16 protein-coding genes are annotated in these 15,905 nt (G+C 68.2%); 10 read left to right on the top strand and 6 right to left on the bottom strand.

Annotated elements, in window-relative coordinates:
* Positions 1-15 precede the first annotated feature (15 nt).
* A complete protein-coding gene (locus tag LIP_RS16390; RefSeq protein WP_144440556.1) occupies positions 16-2,715 on the bottom strand; it encodes a heavy metal translocating P-type ATPase in 2,700 nt (899 codons plus the stop codon).
* A 255-nt stretch (positions 2,716-2,970) separates the two neighbouring features.
* Between LIP_RS16390 and LIP_RS20685 the strand changes: the two genes are divergently transcribed.
* Both LIP_RS20685 and LIP_RS16380 read left to right on the top strand, forming a co-directional pair.
* The gene (locus LIP_RS20685; protein WP_082726478.1) at positions 2,971-3,270 is read left to right on the top strand and encodes a heavy-metal-associated domain-containing protein; all 300 of its coding nucleotides are present in this window, start codon (positions 2,971-2,973) and stop codon (positions 3,268-3,270) included.
* A 2-nt stretch (positions 3,271-3,272) separates the two neighbouring features.
* A complete protein-coding gene (locus LIP_RS16380) occupies positions 3,273-3,791 on the top strand; it encodes an NAD(P)/FAD-dependent oxidoreductase (RefSeq protein WP_068140823.1) in 519 nt (172 codons plus the stop codon).
* On the opposite strand, the gene LIP_RS16375 is transcribed toward LIP_RS16380, so the two are convergent.
* The 3 genes from LIP_RS16375 to LIP_RS16365 all read right to left on the bottom strand — a co-directional run bounded on the left by LIP_RS16375 (position 3,788) and on the right by LIP_RS16365 (position 6,096).
* Positions 3,788-4,624, bottom strand: coding sequence for a hypothetical protein (locus tag LIP_RS16375; protein ID WP_144440554.1), 837 nt, complete (start codon positions 4,622-4,624; stop codon positions 3,788-3,790). The two genes, LIP_RS16380 and LIP_RS16375, sit on opposite strands and share 4 nt — an antisense overlap.
* An 81-nt stretch (positions 4,625-4,705) precedes the next feature.
* Positions 4,706-5,170 carry a 4Fe-4S binding protein gene (locus tag LIP_RS16370; protein WP_068140820.1) on the bottom strand — a complete coding sequence of 155 codons (465 nt, stop codon included), beginning with the start codon at positions 5,168-5,170 and terminating at the stop codon, positions 4,706-4,708.
* Positions 5,171-5,208: 38 nt separating this feature from the next.
* Positions 5,209-6,096 carry a hypothetical protein gene (locus LIP_RS16365; protein ID WP_068140819.1) on the bottom strand — a complete coding sequence of 296 codons (888 nt, stop codon included), beginning with the start codon at positions 6,094-6,096 and terminating at the stop codon, positions 5,209-5,211.
* Positions 6,097-6,331: 235 nt separating this feature from the next.
* Between LIP_RS16365 and LIP_RS16360 the strand changes: the two genes are divergently transcribed.
* Positions 6,332-7,039, top strand: a complete 708-nt coding sequence (locus LIP_RS16360; protein ID WP_068140817.1) for a response regulator transcription factor — start codon at positions 6,332-6,334, stop codon at positions 7,037-7,039.
* A 59-nt stretch (positions 7,040-7,098) separates the two neighbouring features.
* Positions 7,099-8,565: a PAS domain S-box protein gene (locus LIP_RS16355; RefSeq protein ID WP_068140815.1), complete on the top strand. Its 1,467-nt coding sequence runs from the start codon at positions 7,099-7,101 to the stop codon at positions 8,563-8,565.
* A gap of 162 nt (positions 8,566-8,727) precedes the next feature.
* On the opposite strand, the gene LIP_RS16350 is transcribed toward LIP_RS16355, so the two are convergent.
* Both LIP_RS16350 and LIP_RS16345 read right to left on the bottom strand, forming a co-directional pair.
* Positions 8,728-9,102 carry a cupredoxin domain-containing protein gene (locus LIP_RS16350; RefSeq protein ID WP_068140812.1) on the bottom strand — a complete coding sequence of 125 codons (375 nt, stop codon included), beginning with the start codon at positions 9,100-9,102 and terminating at the stop codon, positions 8,728-8,730.
* On the bottom strand, positions 9,099-11,216 hold the full coding sequence (locus LIP_RS16345; RefSeq protein WP_198409595.1) for a copper-translocating P-type ATPase: 2,118 nt from the start codon (positions 11,214-11,216) through the stop codon (positions 9,099-9,101). Before LIP_RS16345 ends, LIP_RS16350 begins: the two co-directional genes overlap by 4 nt.
* A 446-nt stretch (positions 11,217-11,662) precedes the next feature.
* On the opposite strand from LIP_RS16345, the gene LIP_RS16340 reads away from it, so the two are divergent.
* From LIP_RS16340 to LIP_RS16315, 6 genes are all read left to right on the top strand, one after another.
* Positions 11,663-12,808, top strand: coding sequence for a peptidoglycan DD-metalloendopeptidase family protein (locus LIP_RS16340; RefSeq protein ID WP_068140807.1), 1,146 nt, complete (start codon positions 11,663-11,665; stop codon positions 12,806-12,808).
* Between the two features lie 6 nt (positions 12,809-12,814).
* On the top strand, positions 12,815-12,994 hold the full coding sequence (locus LIP_RS16335) for a DUF2933 domain-containing protein (RefSeq protein WP_068140804.1): 180 nt from the start codon (positions 12,815-12,817) through the stop codon (positions 12,992-12,994).
* 540 nt (positions 12,995-13,534) lie between these two features.
* Complete coding sequence (locus LIP_RS18190; protein WP_082726473.1) at positions 13,535-13,819, top strand: hypothetical protein; 285 nt, start codon at positions 13,535-13,537, stop codon at positions 13,817-13,819.
* Between the two features lie 163 nt (positions 13,820-13,982).
* A complete protein-coding gene (locus tag LIP_RS18185; protein WP_082726472.1) occupies positions 13,983-14,453 on the top strand; it encodes a cupredoxin domain-containing protein in 471 nt (156 codons plus the stop codon).
* A 119-nt stretch (positions 14,454-14,572) separates the two neighbouring features.
* Positions 14,573-15,283 carry a cytochrome c biogenesis CcdA family protein gene (locus tag LIP_RS16320; protein ID WP_158509705.1) on the top strand — a complete coding sequence of 237 codons (711 nt, stop codon included), beginning with the start codon at positions 14,573-14,575 and terminating at the stop codon, positions 15,281-15,283.
* Positions 15,284-15,371: 88 nt separating this feature from the next.
* Complete coding sequence (locus LIP_RS16315) at positions 15,372-15,689, top strand: helix-turn-helix domain-containing protein (RefSeq protein WP_068140798.1); 318 nt, start codon at positions 15,372-15,374, stop codon at positions 15,687-15,689.
* The last annotated feature ends 216 nt before the right edge of the window (positions 15,690-15,905 follow it).

Raw genomic sequence — 15,905 nt, 5'->3', positions numbered from 1 at the left:
ACGCAGGAGCGACCGTCAGGCCCCGACCCGCTCGGGCACCAGCCTGGACCGGAACCCCCGCAGCCGGTTGGCGTTGGTCACCACCGTGACTGAGCTGAAGGCCATGGCAGCGCCGGCGATCAGGGGCGAGAGCAGCACCCCGAAGGCGGGGAAGAGCACCCCCGCGGCGATGGGGATGCCCAGCGTGTTGTAGCCGAAGGCGCCGGCCAGGTTCTGGCGAATGTTCCGCATGGTCGCCCGGCTGACCTCGATCGCGTAGACGACCCCCCAGAGGCTCCCGGTGATGAGGGTGACGTCGGCCGCCTCGATGGCCACGTCGGTGCCCGTGCCGATGGCGATCCCCACGTCGGCCTGAGCCAGGGCGGGAGCGTCGTTCACCCCGTCGCCCACCATGGCCACCTTCTTGCCCTCCATCTGGAGCTTCTGGACCTGGTGGGCCTTCTCGTCGGGCAGCACCTCGGCCAGGACCCGGTCGATGCCCACCTGGCGGGCGATCGCCTCCGCGGTGCGCCGGTTGTCGCCGGTGAGCATGATCACCTCGAGCCCCAGCTCCCGGAGGGCCCGGATCGCCTCCACCGAGTCCTCCTTGATGGTATCGGCCACCGCGATGAGCCCGGCGGGCTTCCCGTCGACCGCGGCGTACATGGGGGTCTTCCCCTCTCCGGCCAGCCGCTCCGCCTCCGACGCCAGCGCCGCCGTGTCGATGCCCGCCTCCTGCATGAGGCTGCGGTTGCCCAGGCGCACCTCCCGGTCGTCCACCCGGCCGATCACGCCGCGCCCCGAGAGCGCCTGGAACTGCTTCGCCTCGGGAAGGTCGTCGCCCAGGCGCTCGCGGGCGCCGTCCACGATGGCCTGGGCCAGGGGATGCTCCGATCCCCGCTCCACCCCCGCCACCAGGTTCAGGAGCTCCTTTTCGGAGAAGCCCTCCAGGGCCACCACGTCGGTCAGGGCAGGCTTGCCGCGGGTGATGGTGCCGGTCTTGTCCAGCACGATGGCCTCCAGGGTCTGGGCGCCCTCCAGCGCCTCGCCGTTCCGGATGAGCACGCCCCTCTCCGCCGCCTTTCCCACCCCCACCATGAGCGACATGGGGGTGGCCAGCCCCAGGGCGCAGGGGCAGGCGATGACGAGCACCGTCACGGCGGTGATGAGCGCATAGGTGAGGGCGGGCGAGGGACCGAAGTCGAACCAGACGATGAAGGTGAGGATGGCGACGAGGATCACCGCGGGGGTGAAGTAGCCGGCCACCACGTCCACCAGCCGTTGGACGGGAGCCTTGGAGCCCTGGGCCTCCTCCACCATCTGGACGATCTGGGCCAGGGCCGTCTCCTTGCCCACCTTGGTGGCCCGGAAGGTGAAGGAGCCGCTGGTGTTCAGCGTCGCGCCGATCACCTCGTCGCCGGGGCCCTTCTCCGCGGGGATGGGCTCGCCGGTGAGCATCGACTCGTCCAGCGCGCTCTCACCGTCCACGATCACCCCGTCCACGGGGACCTTCTCGCCGGGCCGGACCCGGATCACGTCGCCCACCACCACCTCCTCCACGGGCAGGTCCAGCTCGTTCCCGTCCCGGATCACCCGGGCTGTCTTGGCCTGCAGGTTCAGGAGCTTCCGGATGGCCTCCGAGCTCCGGCCCCGGGCGCGGATCTCGAGCGCCTGGCCCAGCAGGACCAGCCCGATGACCACCGTCACCACGTCGTAGAAGGGTTCGGCGGTGCCCTCGGGGAAGAGGCCGGGCCAGACCAGGGCGATGGTGGAGTAGAGCCAGGCCGCCGCGGTACCGACCGCGATCAGCGTGTTCATGTCCGCCGAGTGGTGCCGGAAAGCGGCCCGAGCCCCTGTGAAGAAGACCCGGCCCGCCCAGAGCATGACGAAGAGGCTGAGCGCCCCCAGCGCCATCCAGATCCAGCGGGCCGTCTCCTCGGGGATCGTGGCGAGCCCCGGGATGAGCCGCCGGAAGCTGAAGATCATCACCACCACGCCCACGACGATGCCGAAGATGGCCCGGTTGAAGGTATCGCGGTACTCCCGGCGGGCCGCCTCCTCCTGGGGGGTGAGCTCCTCTGCTTCGACCTCCGGCTCGGTAGGCCGCAGCGCGGTGCCGTGGCCGGGGTGGGCGGCGGTGGTCTCGGCAGGATTCGGGCCCTGGCCCTCACGCTGGGGATGTACCTGGAGCCGGTTCGGGGTTGGGGCGGGGCCTGGCTCACCCGGGAGTACGGGGGTATAGCCCACCGACTCGATCGCCTGCCGGACCCCCTGCAGGTCCAGTCGGCCCAGGCCGTATTCGAGCGTGACCTTCTGAGTGCCGAGGCTCACCTCCGCCGAGCGGATCCCCGGTACCTTCAGGAGCGCCTTCTCCAGCCTGTCCACGCACGAAGCGCAGTGGATCCCCACGAGGCCCACCTGCAGGCGTGCCCCGTCGATGCGGTACCCTGTCTGGCGCACGGCCTGAACGAGCCGTTCCATAGAGAGGCGGGCGGGGTCGTAGAGCAGGTGCGCCCTGCGGGTCGTGGGGTTGACGTGGGCTTCCAGCACCCCGTCGACCCCTCGGATCGCCTCGGCCACCCGCCCCGCGCAGTGGGGGCAGTCGAGGTCCGGCAGGACCAGTTGCGTGCGGAGACGGGAGGGTGGGTCAGCTACCGCGACGGCGGCTTCCCGGGAGCCCTGGGTTGCCTCGGCAACCTCGACCGTGCTCGGCTCCTCCGGACTCGGGTGATCCATGGGAATTCCTCCCTGAAGCCGGACATTCTTGTGTTCGCTGAAGCCGCATCTGTTAGGAAGTTTACCCGCGTAGCATGTCCTCTTTTCGATGCGGGACTTTTTCGATGCTGGACTGCCATGTCCTCCCAGGTGGCAGGGGGCCTCCCTCCCGGAGGGGAGTCTGCCGTCTGAGAGTTCTCTCACTCCACTTGACGCGATGGGTGCGATGGCACTACAGTGGAGTTGACAATACAGTACCCAGGCACGGTACATGGGATGTCTGCTTGCGAGGTGAGGAAGGTGGCGGAGGTTCGGATCGGACTCGGCGGCATGAGCTGCCCATCGTGCGCTCCTACGATCGAAAGGGCGCTTGGCGAGATTCCCGGGGTCGGCACAGCGTCCGTCAACTTCACCGTCGAGCAGGCGACGGTGCGCTTCGACCCCGAGCGCACGGAAACGCAAGCGGTCGTGCACGTCGTCGAAGAGATGGGGTATACGGCGAGGCGAGCGCGGGCGTGGTTGAAGTTGGGGGGCATGAGCGGCGCCTCATGCGCCCAGACGCCACCACGCGGGTAGGCGTGGGCAGCTACGATCGGCGGGCTCCGCTCAAGCAGATCCTTCAGGCCTTCGTGGGGCGCATCGGGCTCCCGATGCCCGACCGGTTCCACGGCGGCGTGCTGGCTTACGGGCTCAGGGATCCGGTCGTCGGCAACCTCTTCGTGGTGGGCGATGCGGCCGGCCAGTGCCTCCCGGCCTCGGGCGAGGGGATTCGTCCGTCCGTCGAGGCGGCTCAGATCTGCGGATACATTCTGGCCAAAGTGTTCCGGGGCTATCCGCTCTTCCGCTCTTCCGCCGCGGCGGACCGCGTAGAGCGGCCAGGAAAACCACGGGGGCTTGGTGATCGCAACGCCCTGGATAGGCAGCTCGCCGAGGGGCGCGGGCGCGAGGACGGCTGCCAAGACCGCCGCGCCATAGAGGATCAGGCCAAGGAAAGGAAGGTGGCGCGGCGATGCCCGGAAGAGTGCTCTCCCGGGCGTCGCCGCGCACGCGGTACGCCGTTGTGCGGGACTCTCTGTGGGGCGCCCCGCCTCGGCTAGCCCGCCTCCCCTGGACCGGCGGTGGGAGCTTCGTGGTGGCGCAGGGCCCGTTCCCTTCTGCCAGCCAGTCTCGACGTCGTGCCCCCGCGGCCCGAAGCGCGAGCCACGCCCCTCGCCACGAAGTAGAAGATGTACGCGCCCGTGGCGCCCAGGAGCACCAGCGACAGGTAGAGGATCGGCATGCTCAGGGCGGGGTTCTGGGAGCTGGACATGGCGCTGCGGGCCGCCTCCCAACCCTCCATGGACGCTTCCACGCCGAACAGGAAGGGAACCAGGTAGGTCGTCGCGCCCACCAGCAGGAGGTACGTGACCTTCCGGTATGCCCCGGCGTCGTCGTCGGCGTCGCGGGTCAGCTTGATCAACAGGGCCCAGAAGAGGAAGATCGTCGCGAGCGGTGCGGTGACCGGCAGCGGGAGGCCCGCCACCCTGTCGGGGAAGAAGAAGAAGACGCTGATGGCGAAGGTCAGGATCATCACCGCATCCCGGATCATGACGTAGAGGAGCCACCACACGTCCGCCCCGAACCGGAGGGTGAACTTTCGAATGGTGCGGACCAGGTAGGGGCGGGACAGGTGCAGGATGAGCGCCAGAACCCAGAGGAGCGGCAGCATGGCCGCCAGCGTGATGTAGAGGAAGGCGAAACCGCCGCTCATCAGCCCGTCGATCAGGCCTTCTGTGGTCTCGTCGACCGCATGGGTGTGCGCCATGGCCTCGGCGGCCATGGGTCCGGCCACCTCCGCGTGTCCTTCGGCGGCTGAAACGGCGCCGGCGGAGGCTGCCAGCAGGAGCGCCACGAAGACAAGAGCCAGGGCACGGCGGAACGTTCTGGACATCTTCATGCCTCTCATCCCCCCATCTCCCTCTCTTTCCCGGCCATCCTGCCCGCTGGTTCGCGGGCGAGGCCGTTCACGGTGTCATGACGATTCCAGACCCTCATGCAGGCGGAAGAAACGTCCAACCCGTTTCCTGGCCTGGGCATGGGTCTTCCATGCGCGGCCGGGCCACGGGTCCTGCTGGTTCTTCCGGTCCCTGGCGGCCGCCCTGGTCAGCGTGGAGAGAGGAATCCAGGCGTCCCTCTCTTCGGGCTCCGAGAAGATGGGACCCTGGCGTTCGGCGTATGATGGCTCTGCTTCGACCTCCTCGATGGTGATGGCAAGGACCGGACACTCGATCTCGCAGATCCTGCAGCCGATGCACGATCTCGTCTGGATCGGGAAGGCCATCATCCAGTCCTTGGCGCCGTCCGTCTCGCGCGTGAAGGTGCCCTCCGGCCCCGGCCGCTTGGGCCGGGTCATGTCCAGCGTGGCCACGGGGCAGACGTCCACGCAGACGCCACAGTTGAAGCAACGTCCTCCGTTGACGCGGAAGCGAAATGGCACAGATCTCCCCTCCTTACGTCCCTACCCTGGGGCAAGGGTCAGCGTCCCGCACGCGCTGGCCTCCGGGCCAGCCCGGCCCCCCGGGTCGTCGCGAGCACGTACCGCACCGCCGCCGTTCCCAGGGCGAGGAGCCCGGCGTAGGAGAGCCAGAGCAACCCGAAGGCCCAGGCCGGGTTGGTGTGGGTGACGAGCCACGGGCTGATGGTCTCGAAGGCCTCGAGGCGGGACGCTTCCACCCCGAGGATGACGGCCGCCAGGTAGAGCCCGGCGCCCGTCGCCGTCAGGTTGGTGACCAGCCGGAAAGCCGCTGGGTCGTCGTCCACGTCGCGGGTCAGCTTCAGGACGAGGACGGCAAAGAGCAGGGTCGCTGCGAGGGAGCCGGTGATGGGGAAGGCCCGCTCCCCGAGGAGCATCGGGTAGTAGAAGAAGAAGCTCAGCACGAAGGTGGCCACGAAGAGCAAATCCCGGATCAGCACGTAGGCGAGCCACCAGAGATCGGCTCCCAGCCTGAGGGAGAACTTGTCGACGAGCTGAAGGACGTACGGCCGGGCCAGCTGAAGAGCCACGAGGAGCAGCCAGAGGACCGCGAGGAGGAAGGTGAGCAGGCCTTCCACGAAGGCTTCGCCTCCGACCACGAGCAGGCGCTCGGTCCGCGAGGCGGCCGCGGCCCGTCCTCCACCAGCGTCCTCCTGATGACCGGCCTCCTCGGCGGTGACCTCGGGCACGGGTGAGGTCAGGGCACCCGTAGTGCCATGACCTACCGTCTCTTCCGCCGCCGGAACCGCCGCTTCGATCCTCTCTCCGTCGCCGTGGCCCGGATCGGCACGGGCGGTGTCCGCGCCGGCGACGGCAGAGATCGAAACGAGCAGGAGGAGGAGAGCGAAGAACCGTCCTGTTCTCATCACCCACCGAAGCGAGTCGACCATGGAGACGTCCCCCTTTTCCCCTTTTCTGTCCCTGGAGCCGGGCCGGCGTCCCCGAAGGGCGGCCGTGTGACGCCGGCTCAGCGGCTCCACCTACATGCTATGGGACCCTGTTTCAGCGCCACAAGCGGGATAGCTCCTGTTTCGGCTTCGTGGAATCCACCCGAGGCGACCCGTGGAAACGCCTGTCGTCCCTACGTGATTTCACCCGTGAGCCCTTATCGGGAAACATGATAGAATGGAGCGCGACGGGGGCGGTTTCGTGGTGAAGACGCGCGTCCTCATCGCCGAGGACCACGCGTTCGTGCGCGAGGGGACGCGGCGGATCCTCGAAGAGCAGGCCGACTGCGAGGTCGTCGCGGAAGCGGCTGACGGTGAGTCCGCCGTGGAGTTGGCGCGCCGAATGCGTCCCGACGTCGCGCTGGTGGACATCCGCCTTCCGCGGCTCAACGGGGTCGAGGTGACCCGCCGGCTTCGGAGCACCTCTCCCGGGACGCGCGTGCTCATCCTCAGCGCCTACGACGATGACGACTACGTCTTTGCCCTGATGGAAGCAGGCGCCGCCGGTTACCTCCTGAAGACCGCGCCCGCGCGGGAGGTCGTGGAGGCGGTCCGCTCCGTCGCCAAAGGCGAGACCGTACTCCATCCTGCCATCACCCAGAAGATCGCGCGCCTCTGGTCGGAGGGCGGCTCCCGCCCAGCGCCCTCCCCGCCCCGCGACGAGCACCCGCTCACGCCCCGGGAGATGGAGGTCCTCCGCCTGGTGGCCAAGGGCCTCCGCAACATGCAAATCGCCGAGGCGCTCCACGTGAGTGTGCGTACCGTGGAAGGCCACCTCAGCAGCATCTTCGGGAAACTGGGGGTCACCTCTCGCACCGGGGCAGTGATCTACGGCGCCCAGCACCACTGGTTCACCGTCTCCGAAGAGGGTGACCCGCGGCCATGAGAACCGAGGGCCGTGAAGGCCCATCCGAAGCACCGGCCACGGTCGAGGTTCGACCTGGATTGGAGACCTGTCGAGGGACAGACGTACCCGCGATCGCCCGCTATCGACCCCGCTTCCACGAGCTGCGCTTCTGGTACGTCCAGGCCCTGGTGATCCTCATCGCCGGGGCCCACAACCTCATCGAGCTGGCGGGCCAAGGTACGCCGATGGGCCCCTTCTACTTCGTTCCAGATTCGCTCTTCTTCGTCCCGGTCGTCTACGCGGCGCTCAACTTCGGCTTCCCGGGCTCCGTCGCCACGGCCCTCTGGGCCACGGTGATCAGTACCCCCAACTTCGTCCTCTGGCACACGGGGCTCGAGCGCTGGGGCGTCATCTTTCAGATCTTCATCGTCAACGCGGTGGCGGTCTTCGTCGGGCGCCGGGTTGACCTGGAGACCCAGGCGCGCGAGCACGCGGTGAGGGCGGGCCACGCGCTGCGGGCATCGGAGGCCCGTTACAGGGGGCTCTTCGAGACGGCCGGCGAAGCCGTCATGGTGATCGACGCCGCCGGGGTGGTGCGGGAGGCGAACCAGGTCGCCGGGAGGCTCTTCGGGAAGAGCTCCGCAGACTTGCGGGGAGTCCCTCTCTCCGCGCTGCTGGACGAGGAGACGGTGGCGCACATCCTGTCGGAGGAACGGGCCCGGCAGGCCGTGCGAGACGTGGTGCTCGTCTGTGCCGAGGGGCGGGAGGTGCACCTGAGACCCGTCGTCACCACCTTCACGGAGAACGGCAACTCTCGAGTCACCCAGGTGATCCTCCGCGACGTGACGGAGGAGCGCCGCCAGGAGGAAGGCCTGCGCAACTACGCCGGCCAGATCCTCAGAGCCCAGGAGGAGGAGCGGAAGCGCATCGCGCAGGAGCTGCACGACGATACGATCCAGTCCCTCATCCTCGTCTGCCGCGAGCTCGACGAGATGGAAGAACGGGCCCGAGAAGGCCCGCCCGACCTCTCCCAGCGGCTTCACGCCGTCCGGGAGGAAACCGCCCGGATCGCGGACTCCCTGCGCGGCTTCACCGGCGACCTGAGACCGCCGGTCCTGGACGACCTCGGCCTCACGCCGGCCGTTCGCCGGCTCGTGGCCGATCTCGGCCAGCGGGCCGGCGTGGAGGCGCGCTTCGAGGTGCGGGGGAAGGCCAGGCGACTCCCGCCTGACGTGGAGCTGACCTTGTTCAGGATCGCGCAGGAGGCCCTGCGGAACGCCGAGCGCCACGCCCAGGCGTCGAGGGTGCGGGTTCGGCTCGACTTCTCCGGCGAGACGACCGTGGCTGTCGCGGTGACCGACGACGGCAAGGGGTTCCACCCGCCGGCGCAGGGCGGCAGCCTGGCCAGCGGCCAGTTCGGCCTGCTCGGCATGGAGGAGCGTTCCCGGCTGCTGGGAGGATCCCTCGAGATCGGGTCCGGGCCCAACAAAGGCACAACGGTCCGAGCCGTGGTACCTGTTCGTGCCCCTGAATTCAGCTCAGGGCCACGTCCAGATCAAGCATGACGATGAGGCCCACCATGGGGTTGGGTCCTGCGACGCGGAGAAAGAGCTCGGGCAAGGGGTCCTCTCTTCTTGGCCGAACGCGCAAGCATCCGCTCGCGCCGGCGCCCGGAGGGAGCAGGCCCTCCGGGCACCGGCGCACCACGTGGTTTCCTTCAGGTCCGATCAGCGGACCACGACCTTGCCTCGCAGCATCCCCATCTGGCACTGGAAGGGGATCTCTCCGGGCTGCTCCGGGGTGAACTCGACGGCCACCGTCTCGCCCTCGGGCAGCCTGGTGGAGCGGTTGAGCTTATCGAAGATCACCATCTCACTGCACACGGATGACTCCATCCGGTGGAAGAGGAGGCGTACGGGCATGCCTCGCTTCACGGTGATGATGTCCGGATCGTAACCGCCCTTCACCTTGATCTGGATCTCCTGGACGCCGTTGGCGGCCGCAGCCTCGACGCCCTCCCGGCGAGAGAACCAGAAGTACCAGGCCACCAGCCCGATGGCCAGAGCGGTCAGGATGTCGACGACGATCTGGGTCGTGCTCATGCGCTCGCACCTCCCAGGTGACCGGCCGGCGCCGGCTCTCTGAAGCTCCTGGCCTTGAAGAAACGCAGCCTGTTCGCGTTGGAGACCACCGTGACGCTCGACGCCGCCATGGCAGCACCGGCGAGGAGCGGCGACAGCAGCACGCCGAAGAACGGGAAGAGGACGCCGGCTGCGATCGGGATCCCCGCGGTGTTGTAGAGGAAGGCTCCGGCCAGGCTCTGCTTGGCGTTCCGCATGGTGGCCCGGGAGATCTCGATGGCGTAGGCGACGCCCTTGAGGCTGCCGCTCATGAGCGTCACGTCCGCAGCCTCGATGGCCACGTCGGTCCCGGTGCCGATCGCGAAGCCCACGTCGGCCTCCACCAGGGCAGGTGCGTCGTTGATGCCGTCGCCCACCATGCCGACCTTCTTCCCCCCGGCCTTGAGCTTGTGCACCTCCATCGCCTTGTCCTCGGGCAGCACCTCGGCCAGCACCCGGTCGACGCCCACCTGGGCGGCGATGGCGCGGGCCGTGCGCTCGTTGTCGCCCGTGAGCATCACCACCTCGAGGCCCATCTCCTTCATGACCTGGATCGCCTCAACCGAATCCTCTTTCACGGTGTCGGCGACCGCCACCACACCGGCCATGCGCCCGTCGACTGCGGCGTACATGGCTGTCTTCCCTTCGCCCTGGAGGCGCTGGACGACCTCGTCGACCGAGGCGGTGTCGATCCCCTCGCGGCCCATCAGCTTCCGGTTGCCGAGAAGCACCCGCCGGCCGTCCACGACCGCTTCGACGCCGTGGCCCGGGATGGCGTTGAAGGACGACGGATCCGAGGGGTCGGCGCCCTGGGCCGCGGCCCCGGACACGATGGCCTGGGCCAGGGGGTGCTCCGAAGGCCGGTCGGCGCTGGCGGCCAGGTGAAGCAGGGTGGGCACGTCGAAGCCCGGGGCGGGCACGGCGTCGGTCAGCTCCGGCTTGCCCTTGGTGATGGTGCCGGTCTTGTCGAGCACCACCGTCGTCAAAGCGGCCGACGTCTGCAGCGCCTCGCCGTGCCGGATGAGGATGCCGTGCTCGGCGCCCTTGCCGACGCCCGCCACCATGCTCAGCGGCACGGCCATGCCTACGGCGCAGGGGCAGGCGATGATGAGCACGGTGACCGCGACCACCACCGCGTACGCCAGGGCCGGGCTGGGTCCGAAGGTGAACCAGATGGCGAAGGCCGCGAGGGCGATGATCATCACCGAGGGGACGAAGTAGCTGGAGATGACGTCGGCCAGGCGGGCGATGGGCGGCTTGGTCCCCATGGCGTCCTGGACCATCTTCACGATCTGGGCCAGCGTCGTGTCCTTGCCCACCTTGGTGGCCCGGAACTTGAAGCTTCCGGTGGTGTTCATGGTGGCGCCCACCACTTCGTCTCCGACGGCCTTGTCCACGGGCAGGCTCTCGCCCGTGATCATCGACTCGTCCACGGCGGATTGCCCCTCGACGATGACACCGTCGACGGGGATCTTCTCGCCGGGGCGGACCACCACGATGTCGTCCACCTCGACCTCGTCCACGGAGACGTCGACCTCTCGCCCGTCGCGGAGCACCCGCGCCGTCTTGGCCTGAAGCCCGATGAGCTTTCGGATGGCCTGGCTGGTCTGCCCCCTGGCCCGTACCTCGATCGCCTGCCCGAGGACCACCAGCGCCGTCACCACCGCTGTCACGTCGTAGAAGGGGACGGCCGTGCCCTCCGGAAAGATGCTGGGCACCAGCGTGGCCACGGTGGAGTAGAGCCACGCGGCGCTGGTCCCCAGGGCGATGAGGGTGTTCATGTCGGCCATGTGGTGCTTGAAAGCTCCCCAGGCCCCGGTGAAGAACTGCCGGCCCGAATAGAAGAGCACCGGCAGCGTCACCAGACCGGAAAGCGCCCAGAGGAGCCGAACCGTGCCCTCGGACACATCCCCGAAAAGGTAGGGCACATAAAGCCACGGAAGCTCGGGGTACGCCACCAGCAGCACTGGAACCGAGACGATCGCGGCGAACCAGAACTTCGCCATGAGCGTCCGGTACTCCCGCCGGTGCTCCGCGGTCTCCGTGTCGACCGGTTCGTCGACATGGGCCCGCGTTTCCACGCCTACAGCAGACACCGACGACACCTCCTTGCGGTTCATCCCAACCGGGCATCCGATCCGCCTGGCCGTGCCCATCTCCCGTGGACGCAGGGGATGGACATCGGTCGTGCGGTTGATACCCAGCCATGGTATGGTATCAGCATCGCCAATATAACTCCCTTCCGAGCGCCGTGTCAAGACGAGAAGCCGTATCTGAGGATTTGCTCAGGTGCCTCGCCTGCGGTGGGGGGCTTCTGCAGGATCGCGGGGCGTCAGCGTAGCGTGCGTGGTGCCGGTAACCTCCGGTTGGGCCCCGGCCGTATAGCACTCGACAGGGACGAGCCCCAAGCAACCGTGACGTGAAATCCCATAAGAAAAGACTCCCATATACTATGGCAGGGGAGGGTATTCACACGGGCGAAATGGATGAGAGGAGTGGCAGGCCAGGAAGCGTGGAGAGACCAAAGGAGCAGAGCGACCGCATGTCCTCGCGCCGAATGAACGTGAACCGGCCCATGGGTGCTGCTTTGCTGGGACTCGGTCTGCTGGCTCTCATCGCCTGGGGGTCCTGGAGCCCTGCGCCGCGCGCGGTGGAACCGGTCTCCGAAAGCCCATCTGAGGCGGTCCCGTATCCGGGTGATGGGACGAGCGCCCCCCGCGAGCACGATGCGATCCCTCCGGGGATCTCGGAGCCGAGGGTCCCGCGCGTTCTCACGCCCGGGGCGACGGGAGCCGACGTCTCCGGGCTTCAGCGGATGCTGCTGAGCCTGGGGTACGAGGTGGAAGTCACCGGTCGCATGGACGGGCCGACGGCGGCCGCCGTGCGAGCGTTTCAAGCCAGCGAGGGGCTCGCGCAGGATGGCATCGCAGGCGAAGAAACCGCTGCCGCACTCGAACGCCGGCTGGTTCGCCACGCGGTGCGTCCGGGCGAGACGCTCTGGGAGCTGGCCGCTTTCTTCGGCACCACCGTCCCCCACGTGAAGCGGCTCAACGGGATGCGGTCGGACATCCTGCGCGTGGGGCAAGAGATCCTCCTGCCCGTGGCAGGGATGGGGGACCTGGAGGTGGCGGACGGATACACGGTGCGCACCGGGGAGACGTTGAGCAGCATCGCCCGCCGCCTGGGAACACCGGTTGCCGAGCTGGCCCGGGCCAACCACCTCCTCAGCCCGGACCGGATCCGCGCCGGTCAGCGGATTCGGATCCCGGGCGACTCGCAGCGCCTGCCCGGAACGACGGGCTTCGTCCTGGATCGACCCGTTCAAGGCCGGATCAGCTCGCCCTTCGGATGGCGCACGGATCCGTTTGAATCAGGAAGACGCGAATTCCACGAGGGGGTGGACATCGCCGTGCCTCGGGGCACCCCCATCCGTGCCGCCGCGGATGGGCGGGTGACGACTGCGGGGTCCACGGGAGCCTATGGCCTTGCCGTGGTCCTGGACCACGGCGGGGACGTGGAAACCCTGTACGGGCACAACGATCACCTGGAAGTGCGCCCGGGGATCCAGGTGGCCCGGGGTGAGGTGATCGCGCACTCGGGAAGCACCGGCCGATCCACCGGCCCGCACCTGGACTTCCGGGTGCGCGTCGCCGGGCGGTACGTCGATCCGACCCAGTACTGGAGGTGACGAAGGATGGAAGTGGTCTGGATCCTGCTGCTCCTCTTCTGCATCGGGGTGCATCTCTTCATGATGCGAGGCCATGGGCACGCCCACGGGGGCGATCATGCAAGACCCCATGATGCCCCCCGCGGCGAGCGGCAGCCGCGCGAGACGGAACCTGTGGAGACCAACGACCGGCGCCCCTCGGCGTGACCGTCCACCCCCGTCCGAGCGCAGGGGGCGCCGCTCTGACTGAGAAGAACCACAGGTCTTTCCGGTTGACGGCGTTGAGGGGCGCGGAGTACGCTTGATATGTAAACCATACCTGGGCTAGGTACAATGCCGGCTGGAGGTGGCGTTGCGTGTCTATGGTGGAGACGACGACGTGCCCTGTCTGCGGTAACGAGGTCGACCCGGCGAAGGCGGTTCGGGTGGAGTATGGCGGTGAGACCATCTACCTGAAGTGCGGCCACTGCGCGGACCGTTTCCTCGCAGCTCCCGAGACCTATCTGGGCAAGGGCCCCAAGACGTCCGGCTGTTGCAGCGAAGGGCAAGGGGACGGGCGCGAGCATGACGGGGTACACGGAGCACACCACCACCGATCGGGCCGCCACGGTGGCTGCTGCTGAGGGCCCCGGGTCAGCCCGGTCCTCGGCCGAGTGGCCCAGCGATCCGCGAAGGGAGAACCTGCGCGGACATTGCGAGGCGCTGCGCGTCCAGATCAGAGAAGGGCTTTCGTCCACAGACGTCCTCGTGAGTCTCATCCTCGCGGACCCGGAGATCATGGAGCCCGGCCGGTGCCTCGACCTGCTGGCCGGGGTCCGCCGCGCCGCAGCGCAACTGGCTGAGGTTCAGCGGCTGCTGGTGAGGCTCCACGTTCAGCGCACGCTGCTCCGCGCGGCGGAGGGCAGCCCGGACCGCGAGATCGTGCATGAGATCCTGCAGGGGCTGCGGTACCACCCGCCCAGCCGGCTCAATGGCCCGGAACCGGCTGCCCGATCGCCCGTTCGAGGTCGGCCTCGGTGTTCCGGCCGGTGAGCGCCAACCAGAGGGTCGGGGAGGTGCTCGCCCGGGGGGAGCGAATCATGAGTCCATCCCTCCACAAAAGAACAGTACCCAGGTAGGGCACTAGGACGCGGCACTATTATCCTTACGCTCTTGCGCCGTGTCAACTCTGAGCAGATGTGCGAGGTGGGTGGGCATGGCACAGAGGAGTCGCGCCCGTCGAGGGCGATCAGATCAGGTCCAGGAACACAGAGGCCAGCGTCTGGGGCGAGCGAGGCCTCTCGGGTTCGCCGCGATCGTCCTTGCCGTCTTGAGTGCGGCCTTCTTCTTCCTGAGGCCTATCGCTGGCGGCCCGCCTGCGCCAGGAGAGGGCGTCAGGGTAGACCTTTCTATGGCTGGTTTTGACCCCCCGCGCATCGAGGTACAAGCCGGTGAATCGGTTACCCTGCGGCTCGTCAATCGCGACAATCGCTTCCACACGGATGGGGGTGGGTGGCACCAGTTTGCCATCGACGAGATGGGGATCGACGTGCGCGTCGCTCCTCTGCAGACGCAGACGGTCACGCTGACGCCCACCCGGGCCGGGACGGTCGAGTTCTACTGTGACATCTGCTGCGGTGGGCGTGAGAACCCGTACATGCGGGGGAGATTGGTGGTACGCGGATGACGGAGCGGGGACGCGGACGCGCCGTCAGCCCTCTTCTCCTCCTACTCGTGATCGCAGCCGTGGGGCTCGCGGCGTACGTCCTCGGAACGCCGACACGCCTTTTCGCGGGCGGTCGGAGCATGCTTGACTCGCCGGCGATCGCCCTGCCCGTGGTCCTGGCCGCGGGGCTTGTGGATGGGATCAATCCCTGCGCGTTCACGGTGCTTCTGCTTTTCACGGTGACCCTACTGACCGGTCACGGAACCGCGATGGGCGCGGATACGGGAGCCATGCGGACCCGCGTTCTCCTGCTGGGTGGCACCTTCATCTGGGCCATCTTCCTCACCTACCTGGCGCTGGGGGTCGGCCTGCTCCGAGCCTCCGGATGGCTGGCACAGAATCACCTGGGCGCCCGCCTGGGCGCTCTCTCCGCCGTCTTCCTAGGTCTGTGGATGATGAAGGACTCCTTCCTACCGGAGTGGGGGCCTCGACTGGGGGCGCCGGCTGTGCTGGGCGACGTGCTCCGGCGCTGGGGCAGCCGAATGAGCTTTGTGGCCATGCTCGTGTTGGGGATCCTCGTGGGCGCGTGCACCGTCCCTTGCAGCGGGGCTGTCTACCTGGCAGTCCTCAGCATGCTGGCGTTGCGGCAGGAGTTCGCCCGACCCTACGTCTACCTGGTCCTCTACAACGTGATGTTCGTCGTGCCCCTCTTGGTCATCCTGGTTGGCGCCTCCATGGGCCCCACGCTGCGGAGTTTGAACCGCTGGAACCTGCACCACCGGGAGAAAATGCGGCTGGCCCTGGGCACCGGGGCAGTCGCCCTGGGCCTGTTCATCCTGGCTACGGTCTGATGCACTCCGGAACTCCTTCGAGCATCGCGCCTACCTCCACGCCTAGGTCCCTCGGGTTGAGTGCCCCCAGTGCAAGGCGATCACCCAGGTGGAGGTCCCCTGGAGCCGCCCCGGGAGCGGGTTCACCCTCGTCCTTGAGGCCATGATCCTCGCGACGGCTCGTGAGCTGCCGGTCCGGGCGCTGGCGAGGATGGTGGGCGAGCACGACACGCGGCTGTGGAGGGTGATCCGCCGGCACGACGGACAGGCCGCCGAAAGGCCGGACCTCGGCGTCGACGAGGTCCGGCGGGAGGAGGTGAAGACCAACCCGCTCCTCAAGAAGACCCGATACCTGTGGATGAGGAACCCCAGCAGCCTGAAGCAGCGGCAGAGCCAGCAGCTCGAGAGCCTGGCAAGCACCACCTGAAGACGGCCCGGTCCCAAGACGCTCAGGGAGCACCAGGAGGGTGTACTCGCCTGGTTCGAGCACCGGCTCACCAACGCCATCCTGGTAAGGAATGAACAGCCCTCCTCCAGGCGGCGAAGGCCCGGGCTAGGGGCTACCGCTCCGACGCCAACTTCCTCGCCATGGCTTACCTGATCGGGACCGATGAGTTGACCGGCGTCAAAGAGCGCCGCCAGC

It is taken from the genome of Limnochorda pilosa (assembly GCF_001544015.1).
Classification (GTDB): domain Bacteria; phylum Bacillota; class Limnochordia; order Limnochordales; family Limnochordaceae; genus Limnochorda; species Limnochorda pilosa.
The sequence above is the reverse complement of the archived record's forward strand: the minus strand, read 5'-3'. Positions and strand labels throughout refer to the sequence as shown.